Here is a 16350-nt window from a genome sequence, read left to right as displayed (position 1 = left end):
GAGGGTAGTGGAGCCGCGACACCGCTCGGCGCCCCTCTATCCCTTGACCGCGCCGCTCATGATGCCCGCGATCAGCTGGCGTCCGGCGAGCACGAAGAGCACGAGCAGCGGCACGATCGACATGACCGCTCCGGTGAGCACGATCGAGTAGTCGATGTAGTAGCCGGACTGCAGCTGCGCGAGCGCCGTCTGCAGTGTGGGGTTCGTGGGGCTGAGCACGATCAGGGGCCAGAGGAAGTCGGTCCACGCCATCATGAAGGTGAAGAGCCCGAGGATCGCCATGGCCGGTCGGGCGGCGGGGACCGCGACCGTGAGGAACGTGCGGAACTGGTTCGCCCCGTCCATCCGGGCCGCCTCGATCAGCTCGTCCGGGATCACGTCGATCAGGTACTGGCGCATGAAGAACACGCCGAACGCGGTGACCAGGGTCGGCACGATGACCGCGCCGAGCTCGCCGGTCCAGCCCAGCTGCCGCATCAGGATGAACAGCGGGATGATGCCCAGCTGTGTCGGGATCGCCATGGTCGCCACGACCGTGATCATCAGCCCGTCGCGGCCGCGGAACCTCAGCTTCGCGAAGGCGTAGCCGGCCAGGGTCGAGAAAGTCACGACCGAGACGGTGATGACTCCCGAGACGATGATGCTGTTCAGCAGCGCCGTCCAGAACGGCAGGGCGTCGAAGACCTTCGCCGCGTTGGCGAGGAAGTTGCCGCCCGGAACGAGCGGCAGCGTCTCGCTGCGCGTGGCGTTGGTGCCGCTCGCGACCACGAACGACCACCACAGCGGGTAGGTCGAGCCGAGGATGAACGCGCTGAGCAGTCCGTAGACGAGGAAGCCGGGGCGGTCGACGCGCCCGGCGCCTCCGCGGCGGCGGCGCGGCTCCTTCGCGGGGGCCTCCCCCTCGACGGGGCGGCGGACCGGGAACGCGGCCGTGGGTGCGGGGGCGGTCATCGCTCGCTCGCTTTCTGGCCGAGGCCGGTGGAGGACAGGAGGGGGTCGGTCGCGGCGATCTCGTCGGCGCGGTCGGCCGAGGAGGCGAGCACGGCCGCGGCCTTCTTCTGCGCGCGCTTGCCGAGCACCTGGTTCTCGACCGAGGCGATCCTCCGCGAGACCGCGAAGTTCACCAGCCCGATCAGCACGATCAGGAGGAACAGCAGCCACGCGATCGCGGCCGCCTCGCCGAAGTTCCCGCGGAAGAACGCCATCTCCCACAGGTAGAGCACGGTGGTCTGGAACTGACGGTCGGAGCCGCCGATGCCGCCGGCGTTCGAGACGTCGAACAGGCGCGGCTCGGCGAAGATCTGCAGGCCGCCGATGGTCGCCGTGATGATCACGAAGATCAGGGTCGGGCGGATGTTCGGGATCGTGATCGAGACGAAGCGGCGGAAGGCGCCGGCGCCGTCGATCGCGGCCGACTCGTGCAGATCGCGCGGCACGGCCTGCATGGCGGCCAGGAGGATCAGAGCGTTGTAGCCGGTCCAGCGCCAGTTCACCATCGAGGCGATGGCGACGTGGCTGGCGAGACGGTCGTTCGTCCAGTCGATCTGCGGGACGCCGATCAGGCCGAGCAGGTTGTTGGCGAGACCCTCCTGCTCGCTGAAGACGCTCGAGAAGATGAGTGCCACCGCGACCGGGGACACGATGTAGGGCAGCAGCACGCTCATCCGCCAGAAGGTGCTGGCGCGCAGCGACTGGTCGAGGGCCGCCGCCAGGAGGAGCGCGACGAGCAGCTGGGGGATCGTGGACAGCAGGAAGATGCTGATGGTGTTGACGATCGAGTTCCAGAAGAACCGGTCGCCGAGCACCGCCGCGAAGTTGCCGAGGCCGACGAAGTCGCCCTGGCCCTGCAGCAGCTCCCAGTCGAAGAGCGACACGACGAGCGTGTAGACGAGGGGGAACGCGCCGGTGATCGCGAAGAGCAGGAAGAACGGCGAGATGTAGAGGTACGGGGAGGCCTTCACGTCGAAGCGGCCGAGCCGCTGGCGGAAGGTCAGGGGGACGCGGGCGGTGGGCCGCTCGCCCCTCGGCGGGGTCGCCGTCGCCGGCGGGGTCAGTGTGCTCGTCATGGCGCGATCGCTTTCCTCGGTGGGAGGGCTCGTGGGAGGGCTCGGAGGGAGGGGCTCCCACCCGGCGGAACGGTGCCGCCGGGTGGGAGCCCGAGGTGGGAGAGGCGCGTCAGTCGACGAGCTCGCCGAGGAGCTTCAGCGCCTCGGCCCAGGCGGCGTCGCCGTCGAGCTCGCCGCGGTCGACCTTCTGCAGCACGGGGCCGAAGACGTTCTCCTGGATGAGCGAGTCGTCCGGTCCCTTGTACTGGGCGACGACCCCCTCGGCGCGCTTCGCGAGGATCGCACCGGTGGGCGAGCCGTTCAGCGCCGGGTCCGGCTCGGCGGCGGAGGCGAGCTCCTCCTGAGCGGCGAGGGTGCTCGGGAACGGACCGGCCGCCTCGAACGCCTTGATCTGCTGCTCGGGCTCGCTCAGCCACGAGGCGAGAGCGGCGGCCTCGGCGGGGTGCTCCGACTGGGTCGGGACCGAGAGGAACGAGCCGCCCCAGTTGGCCGCGCCGCCGGGGAACACGTCGGCGAAGTCCCAGCCGGTGCTGGCGGGGTCGCCGCCTCCGGCCTCCACGCCGCCCTTGAGGGTGCCGAACATCCACGCCGGGCAGACGAAGGTGGCGAAGGTCTGGTCGGTGAACGACTTGCCCTTGTTCCAGTCCCAGGCCTTCTGGCCGGCCGAGAGGCCTGCGGCCGCGGCATCGGTCAGCTGGCCCCAGCGCTCCTCGAGCTCGGGGTTGCCCTCGATGTTGAGCTCGCCGTCGGCGGTGTAGTAGCCCTCGGGCAGCTGGTTGACCATGGCGTTCCAGACGAATCCGGAGTGGTCGAACCAGGCCTTGCCGGTCGCGTCGTTGTACTGCTTGCCGGCGGCGAAGTAGTCGTCCCAAGTCGCGTCCGCGCCGCCGAGCAGCTCGGCCACGGCCTCGCGGTCGGTCGGCAGACCGGCGGCCTCGAAGGCGGCGGTGCTGTAGCAGAGGCCCTCGGGGCCGATGTCGGTGCCGTAGCCGATGACGCGGCCGTCGGGGTCGGTCGCCTGCTCGTACTTCCAGTCGACCCAGTCGGCCTTGCGGTCCTCGATGCCGTGGTCGCGGAGGTCCACGAACTGGTCCGAGACCTCCATGATCTGGCCGAGCCAGCCCTCCTCGATCGCGAGGACGTCGGCGAGGCCGGAGCCCGCCGCGAGCTTGGTGAAGGCGTCGGTGCGGGCGTTGCCACCGGTGTCGATGTTGTTCGGGACGATGGTGATCCCGGGGTTCGCCTCCTCGTACTCGGCGTAGAGGTCCTCGAACCCCATCGCGTTGAACGTGGTGACGGTCAGTTCGATGTTCCCGCCCTCGGCGGCGTCGGAACCGGACGACGAGCATCCGGTGACGACGAGGGCGAGGGTTGCGGCGCCGGAGATCGCTGCGGCGATCCTGGCGCGTCGTGATGCGAGCACGGTCACTCCTTCGTGAGTTGGTGAGGGCATCCCGTAGAGCGCTCTCACGCGTCTGTGCTGCGTCCGTGAGAGCGCTCTCACGAGGTGTAGGGCGAGTGTACGAACACTTCCGCGGAGAGGTCAAGAGTTTCGAGAGAGCGCTCTCAAAATGAACGGAGACGACGTCGCGGCCAGGTACCGGCGCAGGCGCGCGGTCCTGCTCCGACCCCCTCGGTGGACTTAACACGCACCGCATCGGCCCGACACACGGGCGAAACAGAGCCTTCGTAGGGTTTGTACTGATCAGTTCACTCGTCCCTCCCGAACCGGGAGCGACCCCCCGGAGCGGAGTCCCCCATGCGCGAGACCAGCCCGATCGCGGCGCCGCCCCGCGGTGCCGAGAGCACGTCCGCGGTGTCGATCCGCGGCGTCGAGAAGGTGTTCCCGCTCGGCCGGGGACGCAGCGTGCAGGCCCTGACCGGCATCGACATCGAGGTCGCTCACGGCGAGTTCGTCGCGATCATCGGCCCGTCCGGCTGCGGGAAATCGACGATCCTGCGTCTCGCAGCGGGCCTCGACGTCGCGACCTCCGGCACGGTCGAGGTCTTCGGCGACGACCCGCACCGCCTCGCGCGCCAGCACCGCCTCGGAGTCGCGTTCCAGGAGCACGCGCTGCTGCCGTGGGCCAGCGTCCGCGCCAACATCGCGCTCCCGTTCCAGGTCGCCGGGCGCCGGATCGACGACGCTCGCGTCGATGAGCTGATCCGGCTCGTGGGCCTCACCGGATTCGAGGACGCCCGGCCCAAGCAGCTCTCGGGCGGCATGCGTCAGCGCGCCTCCATCGCCCGAGCGCTCGCACTCGGCCCCGACCTCCTCCTCCTCGACGAGCCCTTCGGCGCTCTCGACGCGGTCACCCGCCGCCGCATGAACGCCGAGCTCGCCCGCATCTGGAGCGAGGAACGGATCACCACCGTCCTCATCACCCACGACGTGGACGAGGCGCTCATCCTGGCCGACCGCGTGATCGTGATGAGCGGCCGACCGGGGCAGGTGCGCACCGTGCGCGACGTCTCGTTCGCCCGGCCCCGCGACGCGGTGACGACGCGCACTCCCGAGTTCCACGAGCTGGTCGACGAGCTCACGGCTCTGCTCGACGGCGCCGAGACGGTGCCGAGGTGACGCGCGCACGCTCGGCGGCCCTCTCCGCCGTGGCGGGCGCCGTCCTCGTGCTCGTCGTCGCCGAGCTCGTCGGCCGCTCGGGTCTCGCCGGGCGGGCGTGGCCCCCGCTGACCGAGGTGCTGGCCTACGCGGCGACCTCCGCCGGGTCGAGCCTGCTCTGGCGCAACGGAGTCGTGACGATCACGGCCGCGGGGCAGGGGCTCGTCCTCGGAGCCGTCGTCGCGGTCCTCGGCGCCGGTCTCGCGCTGATCGTCCCGGCGCTGCGCCCCGGCTTCGACCGCTTCGCGGCGATCCTGAACGCGTTCCCCACGATCGCCCTCGCGCCCCTGCTGATCACCACCGTCGGCCGCGAGGACACCCCGCTCGTCATCGCCGCGCTGAGCGTCGGCTTCGTGATGTTCGTGACGATGACCTCCGCCTTCTCGACCGGCTCGTCGGCGCACGCGGACGTGCTGACCGTGCTCGGAGCGAGCCGGACCCAGCGCCTGCGCCGCCTCGAGCTCCCCCGCGCGGTGCCCGCGTTCTTCGACGGGCTCACCATGAGCGCACCCGCCGCCGTGCTCGGAGCGACGATCGGCGAGTGGTTCGGCGCCCCGCGCGGCCTCGGGCTCCTCCTCGTGAGCGCGATGCAGAACTACCAGATGACCCTGCTGTGGTCGGCGGCGCTGGTCGCGACCGTGGTCTCGCTCGCGGCCTACCTCGTCTTCGTGCAGCTGCAGCGCCTGGCCGTCGGGAGGTTCTCGTGATCCGCCCCGCCCTCCGCGGCCTGGTGCACCTCTGGCCGGTCCTGCTCGTCCTCGTCGCCTGGGACCTCTGGGTCGTGCTCAACGGCTACACCGCCACCGTCGCGCCCCGACCGTGGCCTGTGGTGGGCGACGTCGTGCTGGGCGTCGTCGACTACCTCCCGTCGGTCGGCTACACGCTCGGCGTGGCACTGGTCGGCCTCGTCGGCGGAACGGCCATCGGCTTCGCCGCGGCGGTGCTGGTCTGGTCCTCGACCGCGGTGGCGGGCGTCGTCACTCCGGCCGCGCTCATCATCCGCTCGGTGCCGATCACCGCGATGATCCCGATCATCGCCCGGATCGTCGGCTACGGCGACCCGGCGGTGATCACCTCGACGGTGCTGATCTGCTTCTTCCCCGCGTTCGTCTTCACCCTCTCGGGGCTCACCTCGATCCCCTCCGCCGGTCGTGACCTCTTTGCGGTGCTCGGCGCCGGCAAGGTGCAGGTGCTGAGGCGGCTCGGCGTCCTGCACGCCCTGCCCCAGCTCATGGTGTCGGTCCGCATCACCGCCCCCACCGCGGTGCTCGGAGCGATGCTCGCCGAGTTCCTGATGGGCGCGCACGGACTGGGCGCGCTCTTCTCGGAGTCGCGCAGCTACATGGACATGGAGCGCTCGTGGGGCGTCGCGCTGGTCGCGACCGTCCTCTCGGTGCTCGTGTTCCTGGCCGCCCGCGGACTCGAGCGCCGCGTCGTCGCCCGCGTGGGCTGACGTCCTCTGCACCTCTTTCCTCTTCCTCCCCTCCCGCCGTCTTCCGAAGGAGTCCCATGTCCCGATCCATCCCGCCCCGCCTGCTCCGCACCGCCGGCATCGGCCTCGTCGCCGCCACCGCGGCCGCCCTCGCGGGCTGCTCGTCGTCCGACGGCTCCGCGGCCGCGGCCGACGACCTCACCACCGTCCGCGTCTCACTCGGCTGGATCACCAACGTCGAGTGGGCGGGCTTCTGGCTCGCCGACGCCAACGGCTACTACGAGGACGAGGGCCTGGACATCGAGTGGATCGGCGGCGGACCCAACGCGCCGACCACCATGGCCACCGTCGCCGCAGGAGACGCCGACCTCGGCATCCAGCCCGGAGCGCAGGCGTGGCTCGCGAGCTTCGCCGACGGCAACGACTGGACCGCGGTGGGAACCGTCTACCAGGACAGCCCCTCCTCCATCGTCTCGCTGGCCGACGACCCGGTCACCTCGGCCGAGGACCTCGTGGGCAAGACGGTGCTGGGCCAGGAGGGCACGCAGATCGACTACGACGCCGTCTTCCGCGTCGCCGGCCTCGAGCCCGACTACGAGTTCCTCCCGGCGGGCTTCGACATCGCCCCGCTGGTCGAGGGACAGGGCGTCGCCTACACGGCCTACGCCACGAACCAGCCCATCATGCTCGAGGAGCAGTACGACCTCGCTCCCGACGACTACGTCGTGACCCTCTACTCGGACCTCGGTCTGCCCACCTACGGCAACATCATCTACGGCGACTCGGCCTACGTCGAGGACAACGCCGACGTGATGGAGGGCTTCCTCGCGGCGTCGCTGCGCGGCTGGGCGGAGAACGGCGAGGACCCGGCCGTCGGCGCGCAGCTCTCGGTCGACGAGTACGGCGCCGACCTCGGACTCGACCTCGTGCAGCAGACGCGCGAGAACGAGCTGCAGCAGCCGCTGGTGGTCGGCACGACGGGCGACCCGCTGCTCTGGATGAGCGAGGCGCGCCTGCGCGACGAGATGTACCCGGGGCTCGAGGCCGCCGGCTACGAGGACCTCCCCGACCCCGCCGAGTACGTCGACATGTCCTACCTCGAGGCCGCCGCGGCGCGGGTCGAGTGACCGCCGTGACCGACACGATGAGCACCCTCGCGACCGGCTCCGCGCCCCTCCGCGACCTGCGGACCCTGCCCAAGGGGCACCTCCACCTGCACATGGAGGCGTCCGTCCGACCCGCCACCCTGGCGTCGATGGCCGCGGCCATCGGCATCGCGGCACCCGAGACCACGGTCTTCAGCGGATTCACGCAGTTCGACGTCGTCTACCGCACCCTCCTCGCGGTCCTGCAGGAGCCGGAGTACCTGGCGCGGCTGATCGACGAGATCTTCGAGGACCAGGCGGCCGACGGCGTCGTCTACCTCGAGCTCGGCGTCGATCCGTCCTTCTACGTCGAGCGCTACGGCTCGCACGCGGCGGCGCTGGAGGTCATGCTCGAGCACGCGCACCGCTCCTCCGAACGCCACGGAGTCGCCTTCGGCTTCATGGTGACGATCGACCGCACGGGGAGCGTCGAGGACTCCCTCCTGGTCGCACGCGCGGCGGTCGGCGCAGCCGGTCGCGGAGTGGTCTCGCTGGGACTGGCGAGCGACGAGCGCGGACATCCCGGAGCGGCCTTCGCCGACGCCTTCGCGCTGGCGCGGGCGGCAGGGCTGCAGTCGACTCCCCACGCCGGCGAGCTGGTGGGACCGGAGTCGATCCGGGAGGCGCTCGACGTGCTCCACGCCGACCGCATCCTGCACGGCGTCCGCGCCGTCGAGGACCCGGCGCTCGTCGCCGAGCTGGCCGAGCGCGGGATCCCGCTCGACGTCTGCCCGACCTCGAACCTGCTGCTCGACGTGGTCGAGTCGCTCGACGCCCATCCACTGCCCGCTCTGCTCGCGGCGGGAGTGCGCTGCTCGATCAACGCCGACGATCCGATCATCTTCGGACCGCAGATCCTCTCGGAGTACGAGCTGTGCCGCTCGACGCTCGGGCTGAGCGACGAGCAGCTCGCGGAGTGCGCCTGGACGTCGATCGAGACGACCGCGGCCCCGGACGCGCTCAAGCAGGAGGCCCGGCGCCGCATCGACGCCTGGCTGGCCTGACCTCGAGGGCCGGCCGCGGTGCAGTCCCCTCGGAGCGCGGAGGCCGTCCACTCGCCCAGTAGGGTCGGACGAGTGACGGGGCGATCGGAGCGGGACAGACTCCTCGAACTGGTCGTGGACAGGATCCTCGACGAGAGCATGATCCAGATGAGCCTCAGCGGGATCGCCCGCAGCATCGGCTCGAACAACCGCATGCTGCTGTACTACTTCGCCTCCCGCGAGGACCTGCTCGACGAGGCCGCCGTGCGCGCCTTCGACCGGTTCCCCCTGCTGCGCGACCTGTTCGTGCACCTCGCCGGCCCCGGCGGCCTCGAGACCCGGCTGCTGCGCGCGTGGCACGACCTCTCGCTCCCGGAGCACCTGCCCTATCTGCGGCTCTACTTCCAGCAGCTGGGCACAGCCGTGCACGAGGGGCACGCCTGGGCGCCGTTCCTGGCCCGTTCGGCGACGCAGTGGCTCGAGTCGCTCGGCGCGCAGCTGCTGGCCGACGGCTTCGGGCCCGAGCGGAGCCGCACCGCGGCGATCGAGATCCTGTCGCTCTGGCGGGGCCTGCAGATCCTGCTCCTGACGGGTGCTCCCGCGGCCGAGCTCGATGCGAGCTACGCGCTGCGGGTGCGCTCGCTCGTCGCCGAGCTCGACGCGGGACGCTGATCCGCGGCCGTCCCGCGCCCCTGGACGCAGACCGTTCCCCGACTGTGACGTGCCGGAAACATCGCTCGCCTACCGTTGAACTGATCGGTTCACTCGAACCGGCGACGACGACGCGAGGAGACGCGATGACAGAGCGCTGGAAGATCGGGATGTTCCAGTCCGCGATGCTGATGGGCTCGTGGCGCCTACCCGAGAACACGTCCACCCGGTTCCTCGAGCTCGACCACTGGATCCGGATGGCGAAGCGCTGCGAGGAGGCGGGGGTCGACTTCCTGTTCATGGCCGACGACTACGGCTACCCGGTCGTGAACGACTCGGTCCCGGACGCCGCGATCCGCAACGGGATCCAGGTGCCCAAGGCCGATCCGTCGATGATCCTGCCCGCCCTCGCCGCGGTCACCGAACGGCTCGGTCTGGTGACCACGCAGTCGACCTCGGTCGAGAAGCCCCCCATGGTGGCGCGCAAGCTCGCGACCCTCGACCACATGACCCAGGGGCGCATCGGCTGGAACATCGTCACCGGTGCCGGCCAGAACGCCTCGGCCCGGCTCTTCGGCGCTCCGATGATCGAGCACGACCTGCGCTACGAGATCGCGGCCGATCACGTCGAGCTCACCCTCAAGCTCTGGGAGTGCTGCTGGGACGACGACGCGATCGTCGTCGACCGCGAGGGCGGCGTCTACGCCGACCCGTCGAAGGTGCGCGAGATCGAGCACGACGGGCCCCACTTCCGCAGCAAGGGCCTGCTGAACGTGCCGCCGGGGCCGCAGCGGACGCCGATGCTCTTCCAGGCCGGGGCCTCCGGGCCGGGGCGCGATCTCGCGGCGAAGTACGCCGAGGGCGTGTTCCTGGCGGCCGAGATCGCCAAGATGGCCGAGCAGATCACCGACATCCGCCGCCGAGCGGAGTCGTTCGGCCGGGACCCGGCGAGCATCGCGTGCCTGCAGGCCGGCACCTTCATCGTCGCTCCGACCAGCGCGCAGGCGCAGGAGCTGCGCGAGCGGCAGGTCGCGAGCCGGACCCTCGACGAAGCCGCGGCCTCCTACGCCTTCTACACCGGCGTCGACCTCTCGGTCATGGACCCCGACAAGCCGATCGACCCGTCGACCGTGTCGCAGACCGGCCGCACCAACCTCGAGCGCTTCCTGGGCCCCGGTGCGCCCACGGTCCGCAAGGTGCTCGAGGAGTTCCAGGCCAACTCCGTGATGGGCGCCCCCTTCATCGGCGACCCCGCCGAGGTGGTCGACCAGGCCGAGGCGGCGCTGGCGGCGACCGGAGGCGACGGCTTCCTCGTCCAGCCCGGTCCCTTCGGCGACTTCGACAGCTTCCTCGACCTCGTCATGCCCGAGCTGCGCGCCCGCGGCCACGTCGTCGACGTCCCGGCCGGACTGACCCTGCGCGGACGCCTCCGCGCGGACGGCCGGGCCCGACTCGCGCCGGACCACCCCGGAGCCCGCCTGCGGGCCGCCGCGGCCGTCTGACCGCGCGCCGTCGCCTCCGCTCCCGCCCCGTTCCCCGTTCCCCCGGAAGGACCCTCCCGTGCCGCTCACGACCTACTCGCCCGATCCGGCGCTGCTCCGACAGGCCTTCTCGCACTTCCCGTCGGGAGTGGCGGCGTTCGCCGCGCAGGTCGACGGGCGGCTGGAGGGGATGGTCGCCTCGTCCTTCAGCGTCGGAGTCTCGATGGACCCGCCGCTGGTGATGTTCGCCATCCAGAACTCGTCGACCACCTGGCCCGTGCTGCGGGCGGCCGATCGCCTCGGCGTCTCGGTCATGGGCGCGGGGCACGACGCCGCGGTCCGGCAGCTCGCCTCGCGCGACAAGGCCGGGCGCTTCGCGGGCCTCGCGATCGAGAGGAGCGAGTCGGGCGCCGTGTTCGTGCACGACTCGCCGCTCTGGCTGGAGTGCTCGATCTTCGGCGAGATCCCGGCCGGCGACCACCACGTCGTGCTCCTCGAGGTCACCGCGCTGCACAATGACGAGACGATCGAGCCCCTGGTGTTCCACGCGTCGGCCTTCCGGCACCTGCGCTCCGTCGCCTGACGCGCGATCCGTCACGGACGGCCGCCGCTCGTCGATCCGAGCGGCCGTTCGTGACGGGTCGACGGGGCCGCCCGGCCGTTCGTGACGGATCGACGCACTCGCGCTCGCCGATCCGTCACGAACGGTGCGGCGTCAGCCGATCAGCACCGCGAAGCCCTCGGCGGGAACCGGCACCGTGACCGCGCCGGCCGCGGTCTGCTCGCTCACGAGCACGCCGTCGGCCGAGTACACGCGCAGCGTGCCCGAGCCCTCGAGCGTCGCCGAGCGGGTCGTCGTGGTCGAGTTGCGCACCAGCTCGGTGCGCCCGCCGTCGCCCTCGAGCACGAGCCGCGAGACGACCGGGCGCACCAGCAGCGCGTCGAGCTTCGTCTCACCGGTCACTCCGCGCACCTCGACGGTCGTAGCGTCCGCCGGCACCGTGCGCCGCAGCTTCTGCGGCAGCAGCGCGCCCGACGCCTCGGTGATCCCGCGTGCGCCGACCGTGCTCTTCAGCAGGTCCAGCGGGCGCTTCCCGGCGGTCCACACGCTGAGCGGAGTCGTCGCCGTCCCCTTCTCGACGCGCTGGATCACCGGCTCGATCACGCGCTCCTGCGTCGAGGAGCCGATGCCGATCGTCGCCGAGCGGCGCCAGTTCGTCAGCGACAGGTACGAGCCGCTCCACGAGGACTCGCCGGTCCAGCTCGACTCCGGAGTGACGACCGTGCCGCCCTGCGCCGTCTCGGCCTCGACGACCTCGAGGCCCTCGCGGCTCACCTGGGTCGCGACGGACCGCGCGCGGTCGGCCAACTCGGGGCGCTCATCCAGGGCGATCATCGCGAGCAGCCCGTGGATCGTGCTCTCGGCCCCGCTGTTGCGGTTGACGCTGCCGTCGGCCTGCACGCCGTCGAACGTGATTCCCGTCGCCGGGTCGTAGACGGCCGCACCACTGCGGTTGAGGCCGAAGAACCAGGCACCCTGCACACCGGCGAGGTCGGTGAAGGCGCTCGACCCGGTCACGTCGGCGAGGGCGAGCGAGTTCTGCAGCCGTGAATCCGCTCCGTAGGCGATCTGCACCGTCTCGGTCGGGCTCGGGTAGCGGCCGTTGTCGGGGCCGCCCGAGGTCAGCAGCTCGGGCGCGAAGCGGGAGCCGTCGACGACGGCCGGCTCGAGGAGCGAGGCGTCACCGAGCGCGACGGAGGACTCGGCGAGTGCCGCGGGCATCTGCGACGCCCAGGAGTGCCAGAGCGAGCGCGACTTCGCCCACGGCAGGATCGCGCCGTACGGCCACGACGTGGTGTCCCCCTCCGTCGTCGTGCGCGCGAGCGCCGCCACGCCCTCGGCGAGCTTCGCGGTGCTGGCGCGCACCGCGGAGTCGTCGGGCACGGCCTCGACGTACGCCGAGAGGCCCAGCAGAGCCTCCGCGGTCGCGTCGGCCCCGTCGACGATCAGCCACGCAGGCACTCGGACGCCGTCGGCCGTCGCGTACTGGCCGTAGCGCGTCAGCACCTCGCGGTCGACCGCGGAGACACCGAGGCGGAGGCGCTCCTGCAGGAACGCGGCGAAGTCGGGGTCGTCGTCCTCGAACGCCGCATACCCCTCGCCGAGGGCCCACAGCGTGCGGGCGAGCCAGTAGCTGTCCTCGGAGTCGCTCGGGTCCGGCAGCTCGATCGGCTCGGCGCTGGGGTTCAGCTCGCCGTCGGGCTGCATCCAGAGCACCACGTTGCCGGCGTCGTCGCCGTCGGTGGTCTGGAAGTAGGCGAGGGCGCGCAGGGTCTCGTAGGCGTTCTCGCGGCTGGCCGTCGATCCGGTCTGCTGCCAGTGGCGGAGGTAGGCGACCGCGGCGCGCGAGATGTCGTCGGTGTTGTAGGCGCCCTGCCCCCAGTCGCCGGTCGCGGCGTCGAGCGGACCGCCGCCGACGCGCTCGAACGTGCCGCCGTCGCGGGCGTCGGCGTAGGTCCACGGCATCACCAGCTCGGGCTCCTCGGCGAGACGGTAGGTGGTGTGGCCGGGCTCCGGAGTCGGAGTGGCGGTGTCGAGGAGGAAGTCGAGGTGCGCGGTGTTCGCGAGGGGGTCCGCCGCGTGCGCGGGGGCCGCGCCGAGGGTGAGACCCCCGGCGACGAGGGCTGTGGCGGCCAGGGCGGCCGCCGTGCGTGTTCTGGCGTTCGTCATTGAACTCTCCGATGGGTGGGGGTGGGTGGTGCTTCTGGTCGTGGGGGATCTCGATACGCCCGCTCCGCGGGCTACTCGATCAGCAAGGGACGAAGAGGGGCGGATACCGCCGGCGAAGCACCGGCGGTCCCGATTGCTTGCTGGTCGAGTAGCCCCGCAGGGGTGGTCGCGATTGCTTGCTGGTCGAGTAGCCCCGCAGGGGCGCATCGAGACCCACCACCGCCCGGAGACGGGGATCTCGATACGCCTGCTCCGCGGGCTACTCGATCAGCACGAGGGGCGCAGCGGGCTCACCCGTCCGTCCGCACGAGCCGGGCCGCGCCGATCTTCGAGTCGGCCATGCCGTAGAAGACGAAGTGCTGCCCGTCGATCTCCTCGATCGCCGTCGGGAAGACGACGTTCGGCACGATGCCCGAGCGCTCCTCCTCCGTCTCGGGCGCGAGCAGCGGCTCGGCGGTGCGCGCGATCACGCGCGACGGGTCGTCGCCGTCGAGGAGGATCGCTCCGGCCGCGTAGTTGACCTTCTGCTGCTGCGCGAACGCGTTGTCGATCACTCCGGTGACCCCGTGGTGGATCAGGAGCCAGCCCTCGGGCACCCGGAGCGGCGCCGGGCCGCCTCCGATCTTGAGCTCCTCGAACGGGAACTCGGGCCCCGCGAGGAACCGGTGCCGCGTCCACCGCGTGAGGTTCGCCAGGTCGCGGTCCACGTCGGCGACCGGCACGTAGCTGATCCAGATGCTCTGCCGCGGATCCTCGACGCCGGCGGGCAGGCGCACGCCCTCCCCCGGCTTCGTCTCGCCGAGGTCCCACATGGGCCGGTGCAGCACCGCGAACGCGCGGGTGCCGTCGGGCGCCGTCACGATCTCGGGGAAGAACACGGTGTCCTTGTTGTGGAACAGTCCCAGGTCGATGTCGAGCGCGTCGTCGTAGGCGAAGGTCACCGGGCCGAGCCGGCGCCACTCGCGCAGGTCCTCCGACACGGCGAGCGCCGTCCGCGGGCCGAGCGGCCCGTACGCCACGTACGTCATCACGTGCAGCCCGAGGGCCTCGACGAACGTGACGCGCGGATCCTCCACTCCGGAGTTCGACGCGCCCCGCTCGAACCCGCGGTCGGGTGCCAGCACGACGCCCTCGCGCTCGACGCCGACGGGCACGCCGTCCTCGACGAGCACCCGGGCGAGGCCCACCCGCGAGACGTTGCCGGTCGCGACCATCCGCGGCAGCAGGTACAGCTCGCCGTCCGGGCCGCGTCCGCTGCCCGGGTTCAGCACGCCCTCGGCTTCGAGTTCGTCGCCCGGCAGGGGCTCCATCACGATGCCGACGCGCTCGAGTCGGTAGGGGACGGTGGTGAGGGTGGGAGTCATGGTCATCCTTTCACTCCGGATCCGAGATCGGTCGAGACGAAGTAGCGCTGGAACACGATGAACAGCACGACGACGGGGGCGGCGAGCACGACGGCGCCCGCCAGGATCGCCCCGAACGGGTTGTCGGTCGACGACGCGACGTTCGAGATGTAGTTGGCCAGGGACACGGCGAGCGGCTGCAGCGACGCGTCCTTGGTGATGAGGAAGGGCCAGAGGAACTCGTTCCAGGGGCCGATGAAGGTGAGGAGGACCGCCGTGACGAGCGCGGGCCGCACCAGCGGGAGGGCGACGTTCCAGAGCAGCTTGAGCTCGCCGGCGCCGTCGATCCGGGCCGCCTCGAACAGCTCCTTGGGGAGCTGCAGGAAGTACTGCCGGAAGATGATCACCGCCGTGGAGTTGATCGCGAACGGCAGGATCATGCCCACGTGGCTGTCGGCGAGACCGTAGTCGCGGGCGATCAGCACGTAGAGCGGGATCTGCAGCAGCTGGAACGGGATGACCTGCACGAGCAGCGCGAGCGCGAACACGGCGTTGCGTCCGCGCCACTGCAGCATCGCGAGCGCGTACCCGGCCAGCACCCCGAGCACCACGGTGCACAGCAGCACGCCGCCCGTGAAGATCCCGGAGTTGACCAGGCCGGTGAGCAGGCTGATCCGCTCGTTCACGTTGACGTAGTTGTCGAGCGTGAGGTTCGCCGGATCGGGGACCGCTCCGGCGAGGGTCGGGTCGGGGTCGGTCTGCAGCGAGCCGACGACCATGTAGTAGAAGGGGAACAGGAAGACGATCGCGCCGAGCCCCAGGACCACGCCGCGCAGGACGACCGCCGAGCGGCTCATCCCCACGGGGCGTCGGCGCGTTCTGATCGGAGTGACGGCGGGCACGGCCGGGGCCGCTCCTCCCGCGCTGACCTGCGCGCTCATGAATTCCTCTCCCCGGCGAACCGGTTCTGCAGGTAGGCGATGATCAGGACGCCGATGACGAGGACGACTCCGATGGCCGACGCCACATCGGGCTGCCCCTGCTGGAGGCCCAGCTGGTACATCAGCAGCACGGGCGAGGCGGAGGCGCCGTTGGGTCCGCCGCCGCCGGTCAGGAGGTACGGCTCGGTGAAGAGGTTCGCTCCGGTGACCGTCGAGACGAGCAGCACGAGCAGGGTCGCGGGCCGCACGCTCGGCACGGTGACCGAGAAGAACTGGCGGATGCGCCCGGCTCCGTCGGTCGACGCCGACTCGTAGAGCTCCTTCGGCACGTTCTGCAGCGCCGCCAGGTACAGCAGGATGTAGAACCCGAGCTGCTTCCACGTGACGAAGATCGCGATGACCGGCATGGCCAGGTTCTCGTTGATCAGCCACGACGGATCCGGCGCCAGCGGGCCGAGCAGGCTGTTGACCAGCCCGTTCCCGTTGAACAGGAACAGCCACACCGCGACGATCGCGACGCTCGCCGTCACGTAGGGCACGTAGAACGACACCCGGAGGAACGTGCGCAGGTGCACGACCTTGTCCAGCGCCGAGGCGAGCAGCAGCGCCAGGATCACCGTGAGCGGCACGTTGATGATCAGGAAGATCCCGATGTTGCCGAACGAGCGGATGACCTGCGGATTGGAGAACGCGGTGACGAAGTTCTCGAGCCCCACGAACGGCCGGTCGACCTGCACACCGGGAGCGGCGAAGAAGAAGTCGTGGAACGCGATGTAGACCGAGTACCCGACCGGGAACGCGAACACCGCCAGCACGAAGACCAGGTACGGGCCGCCGAACAGGAGCCCGAGCGGCTGGGGTCCGATCACGCGGCGGAGCAGGCTCCGCTTCGCGGCCGGACCCGGGGCCCCGGCGCCCGTGGACGCCGGAGCCTTCGGGGTGAGCGTGGTCACGGCC

15 protein-coding genes are annotated in these 16350 nt (G+C 71.1%); 8 read left to right on the top strand and 7 right to left on the bottom strand.

The features are described 5' to 3' along the window. Nucleotides 1-36 precede the first annotated feature (36 nt). The 3 genes from C1I63_RS05145 to C1I63_RS05135 all read right to left on the bottom strand — a co-directional run bounded on the left by C1I63_RS05145 (nt 37) and on the right by C1I63_RS05135 (nt 3489). Nucleotides 37-951 (bottom strand): carbohydrate ABC transporter permease, encoded by a 915-nt coding sequence (locus C1I63_RS05145; RefSeq protein WP_107574015.1) that lies wholly within the window; start codon nt 949-951, stop codon nt 37-39. Beyond that, nucleotides 948-2066 (bottom strand): carbohydrate ABC transporter permease, encoded by a 1119-nt coding sequence (locus C1I63_RS05140; protein ID WP_055784723.1) that lies wholly within the window; start codon nt 2064-2066, stop codon nt 948-950. The genes C1I63_RS05145 and C1I63_RS05140 overlap by 4 nt, the downstream gene beginning before the upstream one ends. Before the next feature lie 109 nt (nt 2067-2175). Next, entirely contained in the window at nt 2176-3489 is a 1314-nt protein-coding gene (locus C1I63_RS05135; protein WP_244906985.1) for an ABC transporter substrate-binding protein, read from the bottom strand. 336 nt (nt 3490-3825) lie between these two features. Between C1I63_RS05135 and C1I63_RS05130 the strand changes: the two genes are divergently transcribed. From C1I63_RS05130 to C1I63_RS05095, 8 genes are all read left to right on the top strand, one after another. Further along, entirely contained in the window at nt 3826-4647 is an 822-nt protein-coding gene (locus C1I63_RS05130; RefSeq protein WP_055784715.1) for an ABC transporter ATP-binding protein, read from the top strand. Continuing rightward, nucleotides 4644-5393, top strand: a complete 750-nt coding sequence (locus tag C1I63_RS05125) for an ABC transporter permease (protein ID WP_107574013.1) — start codon at nt 4644-4646, stop codon at nt 5391-5393. Before C1I63_RS05130 ends, C1I63_RS05125 begins: the two co-directional genes overlap by 4 nt. After that, nucleotides 5390-6139 carry an ABC transporter permease gene (locus C1I63_RS05120; RefSeq protein ID WP_170116317.1) on the top strand — a complete coding sequence of 250 codons (750 nt, stop codon included), beginning with the start codon at nt 5390-5392 and terminating at the stop codon, nt 6137-6139. Before C1I63_RS05125 ends, C1I63_RS05120 begins: the two co-directional genes overlap by 4 nt. Before the next feature lie 56 nt (nt 6140-6195). After that, nucleotides 6196-7245, top strand: a complete 1050-nt coding sequence (locus tag C1I63_RS05115; protein WP_107574011.1) for an ABC transporter substrate-binding protein — start codon at nt 6196-6198, stop codon at nt 7243-7245. 5 nt (nt 7246-7250) lie between these two features. Continuing rightward, nucleotides 7251-8267: an adenosine deaminase gene (add, locus tag C1I63_RS05110; RefSeq protein WP_211315569.1), complete on the top strand. Its 1017-nt coding sequence runs from the start codon at nt 7251-7253 to the stop codon at nt 8265-8267. A 72-nt stretch (nt 8268-8339) separates the two neighbouring features. Continuing rightward, a complete protein-coding gene (locus C1I63_RS05105) occupies nt 8340-8918 on the top strand; it encodes a TetR/AcrR family transcriptional regulator (RefSeq protein WP_211315568.1) in 579 nt (192 codons plus the stop codon). A 125-nt stretch (nt 8919-9043) separates the two neighbouring features. Continuing rightward, the gene (locus C1I63_RS05100) at nt 9044-10399 is read left to right on the top strand and encodes an NtaA/DmoA family FMN-dependent monooxygenase (protein WP_107574009.1); all 1356 of its coding nucleotides are present in this window, start codon (nt 9044-9046) and stop codon (nt 10397-10399) included. Nucleotides 10400-10457: 58 nt separating this feature from the next. Next, nucleotides 10458-10961, top strand: a complete 504-nt coding sequence (locus tag C1I63_RS05095) for a flavin reductase family protein (protein WP_055784695.1) — start codon at nt 10458-10460, stop codon at nt 10959-10961. A 132-nt stretch (nt 10962-11093) separates the two neighbouring features. Here the strand turns inward: C1I63_RS05095 and C1I63_RS05090 are convergent, their stop codons facing one another. The 4 genes from C1I63_RS05090 to C1I63_RS05075 form a co-directional block, all read right to left on the bottom strand. Continuing rightward, the gene (locus C1I63_RS05090; RefSeq protein ID WP_107574008.1) at nt 11094-13109 is read right to left on the bottom strand and encodes a hypothetical protein; all 2016 of its coding nucleotides are present in this window, start codon (nt 13107-13109) and stop codon (nt 11094-11096) included. A gap of 290 nt (nt 13110-13399) precedes the next feature. Then, nucleotides 13400-14473, bottom strand: coding sequence for a glycoside hydrolase family 130 protein (locus C1I63_RS05085; protein WP_107574007.1), 1074 nt, complete (start codon nt 14471-14473; stop codon nt 13400-13402). Between the two features lie 2 nt (nt 14474-14475). Further along, nucleotides 14476-15309 carry a carbohydrate ABC transporter permease gene (locus C1I63_RS05080; protein ID WP_055788634.1) on the bottom strand — a complete coding sequence of 278 codons (834 nt, stop codon included), beginning with the start codon at nt 15307-15309 and terminating at the stop codon, nt 14476-14478. Nucleotides 15310-15389: 80 nt separating this feature from the next. Further along, on the bottom strand, nt 15390-16346 hold the full coding sequence (locus tag C1I63_RS05075; protein ID WP_107574006.1) for a carbohydrate ABC transporter permease: 957 nt from the start codon (nt 16344-16346) through the stop codon (nt 15390-15392). Nucleotides 16347-16350 lie beyond the last annotated feature (4 nt).

The sequence above is a fragment of the Rathayibacter caricis DSM 15933 genome (genome assembly GCF_003044275.1).
Taxonomy (GTDB): Bacteria; Actinomycetota; Actinomycetes; order Actinomycetales; family Microbacteriaceae; genus Rathayibacter; species Rathayibacter caricis.
The sequence above is the reverse complement of the archived record's forward strand: the minus strand, read 5'-3'. Positions and strand labels throughout refer to the sequence as shown.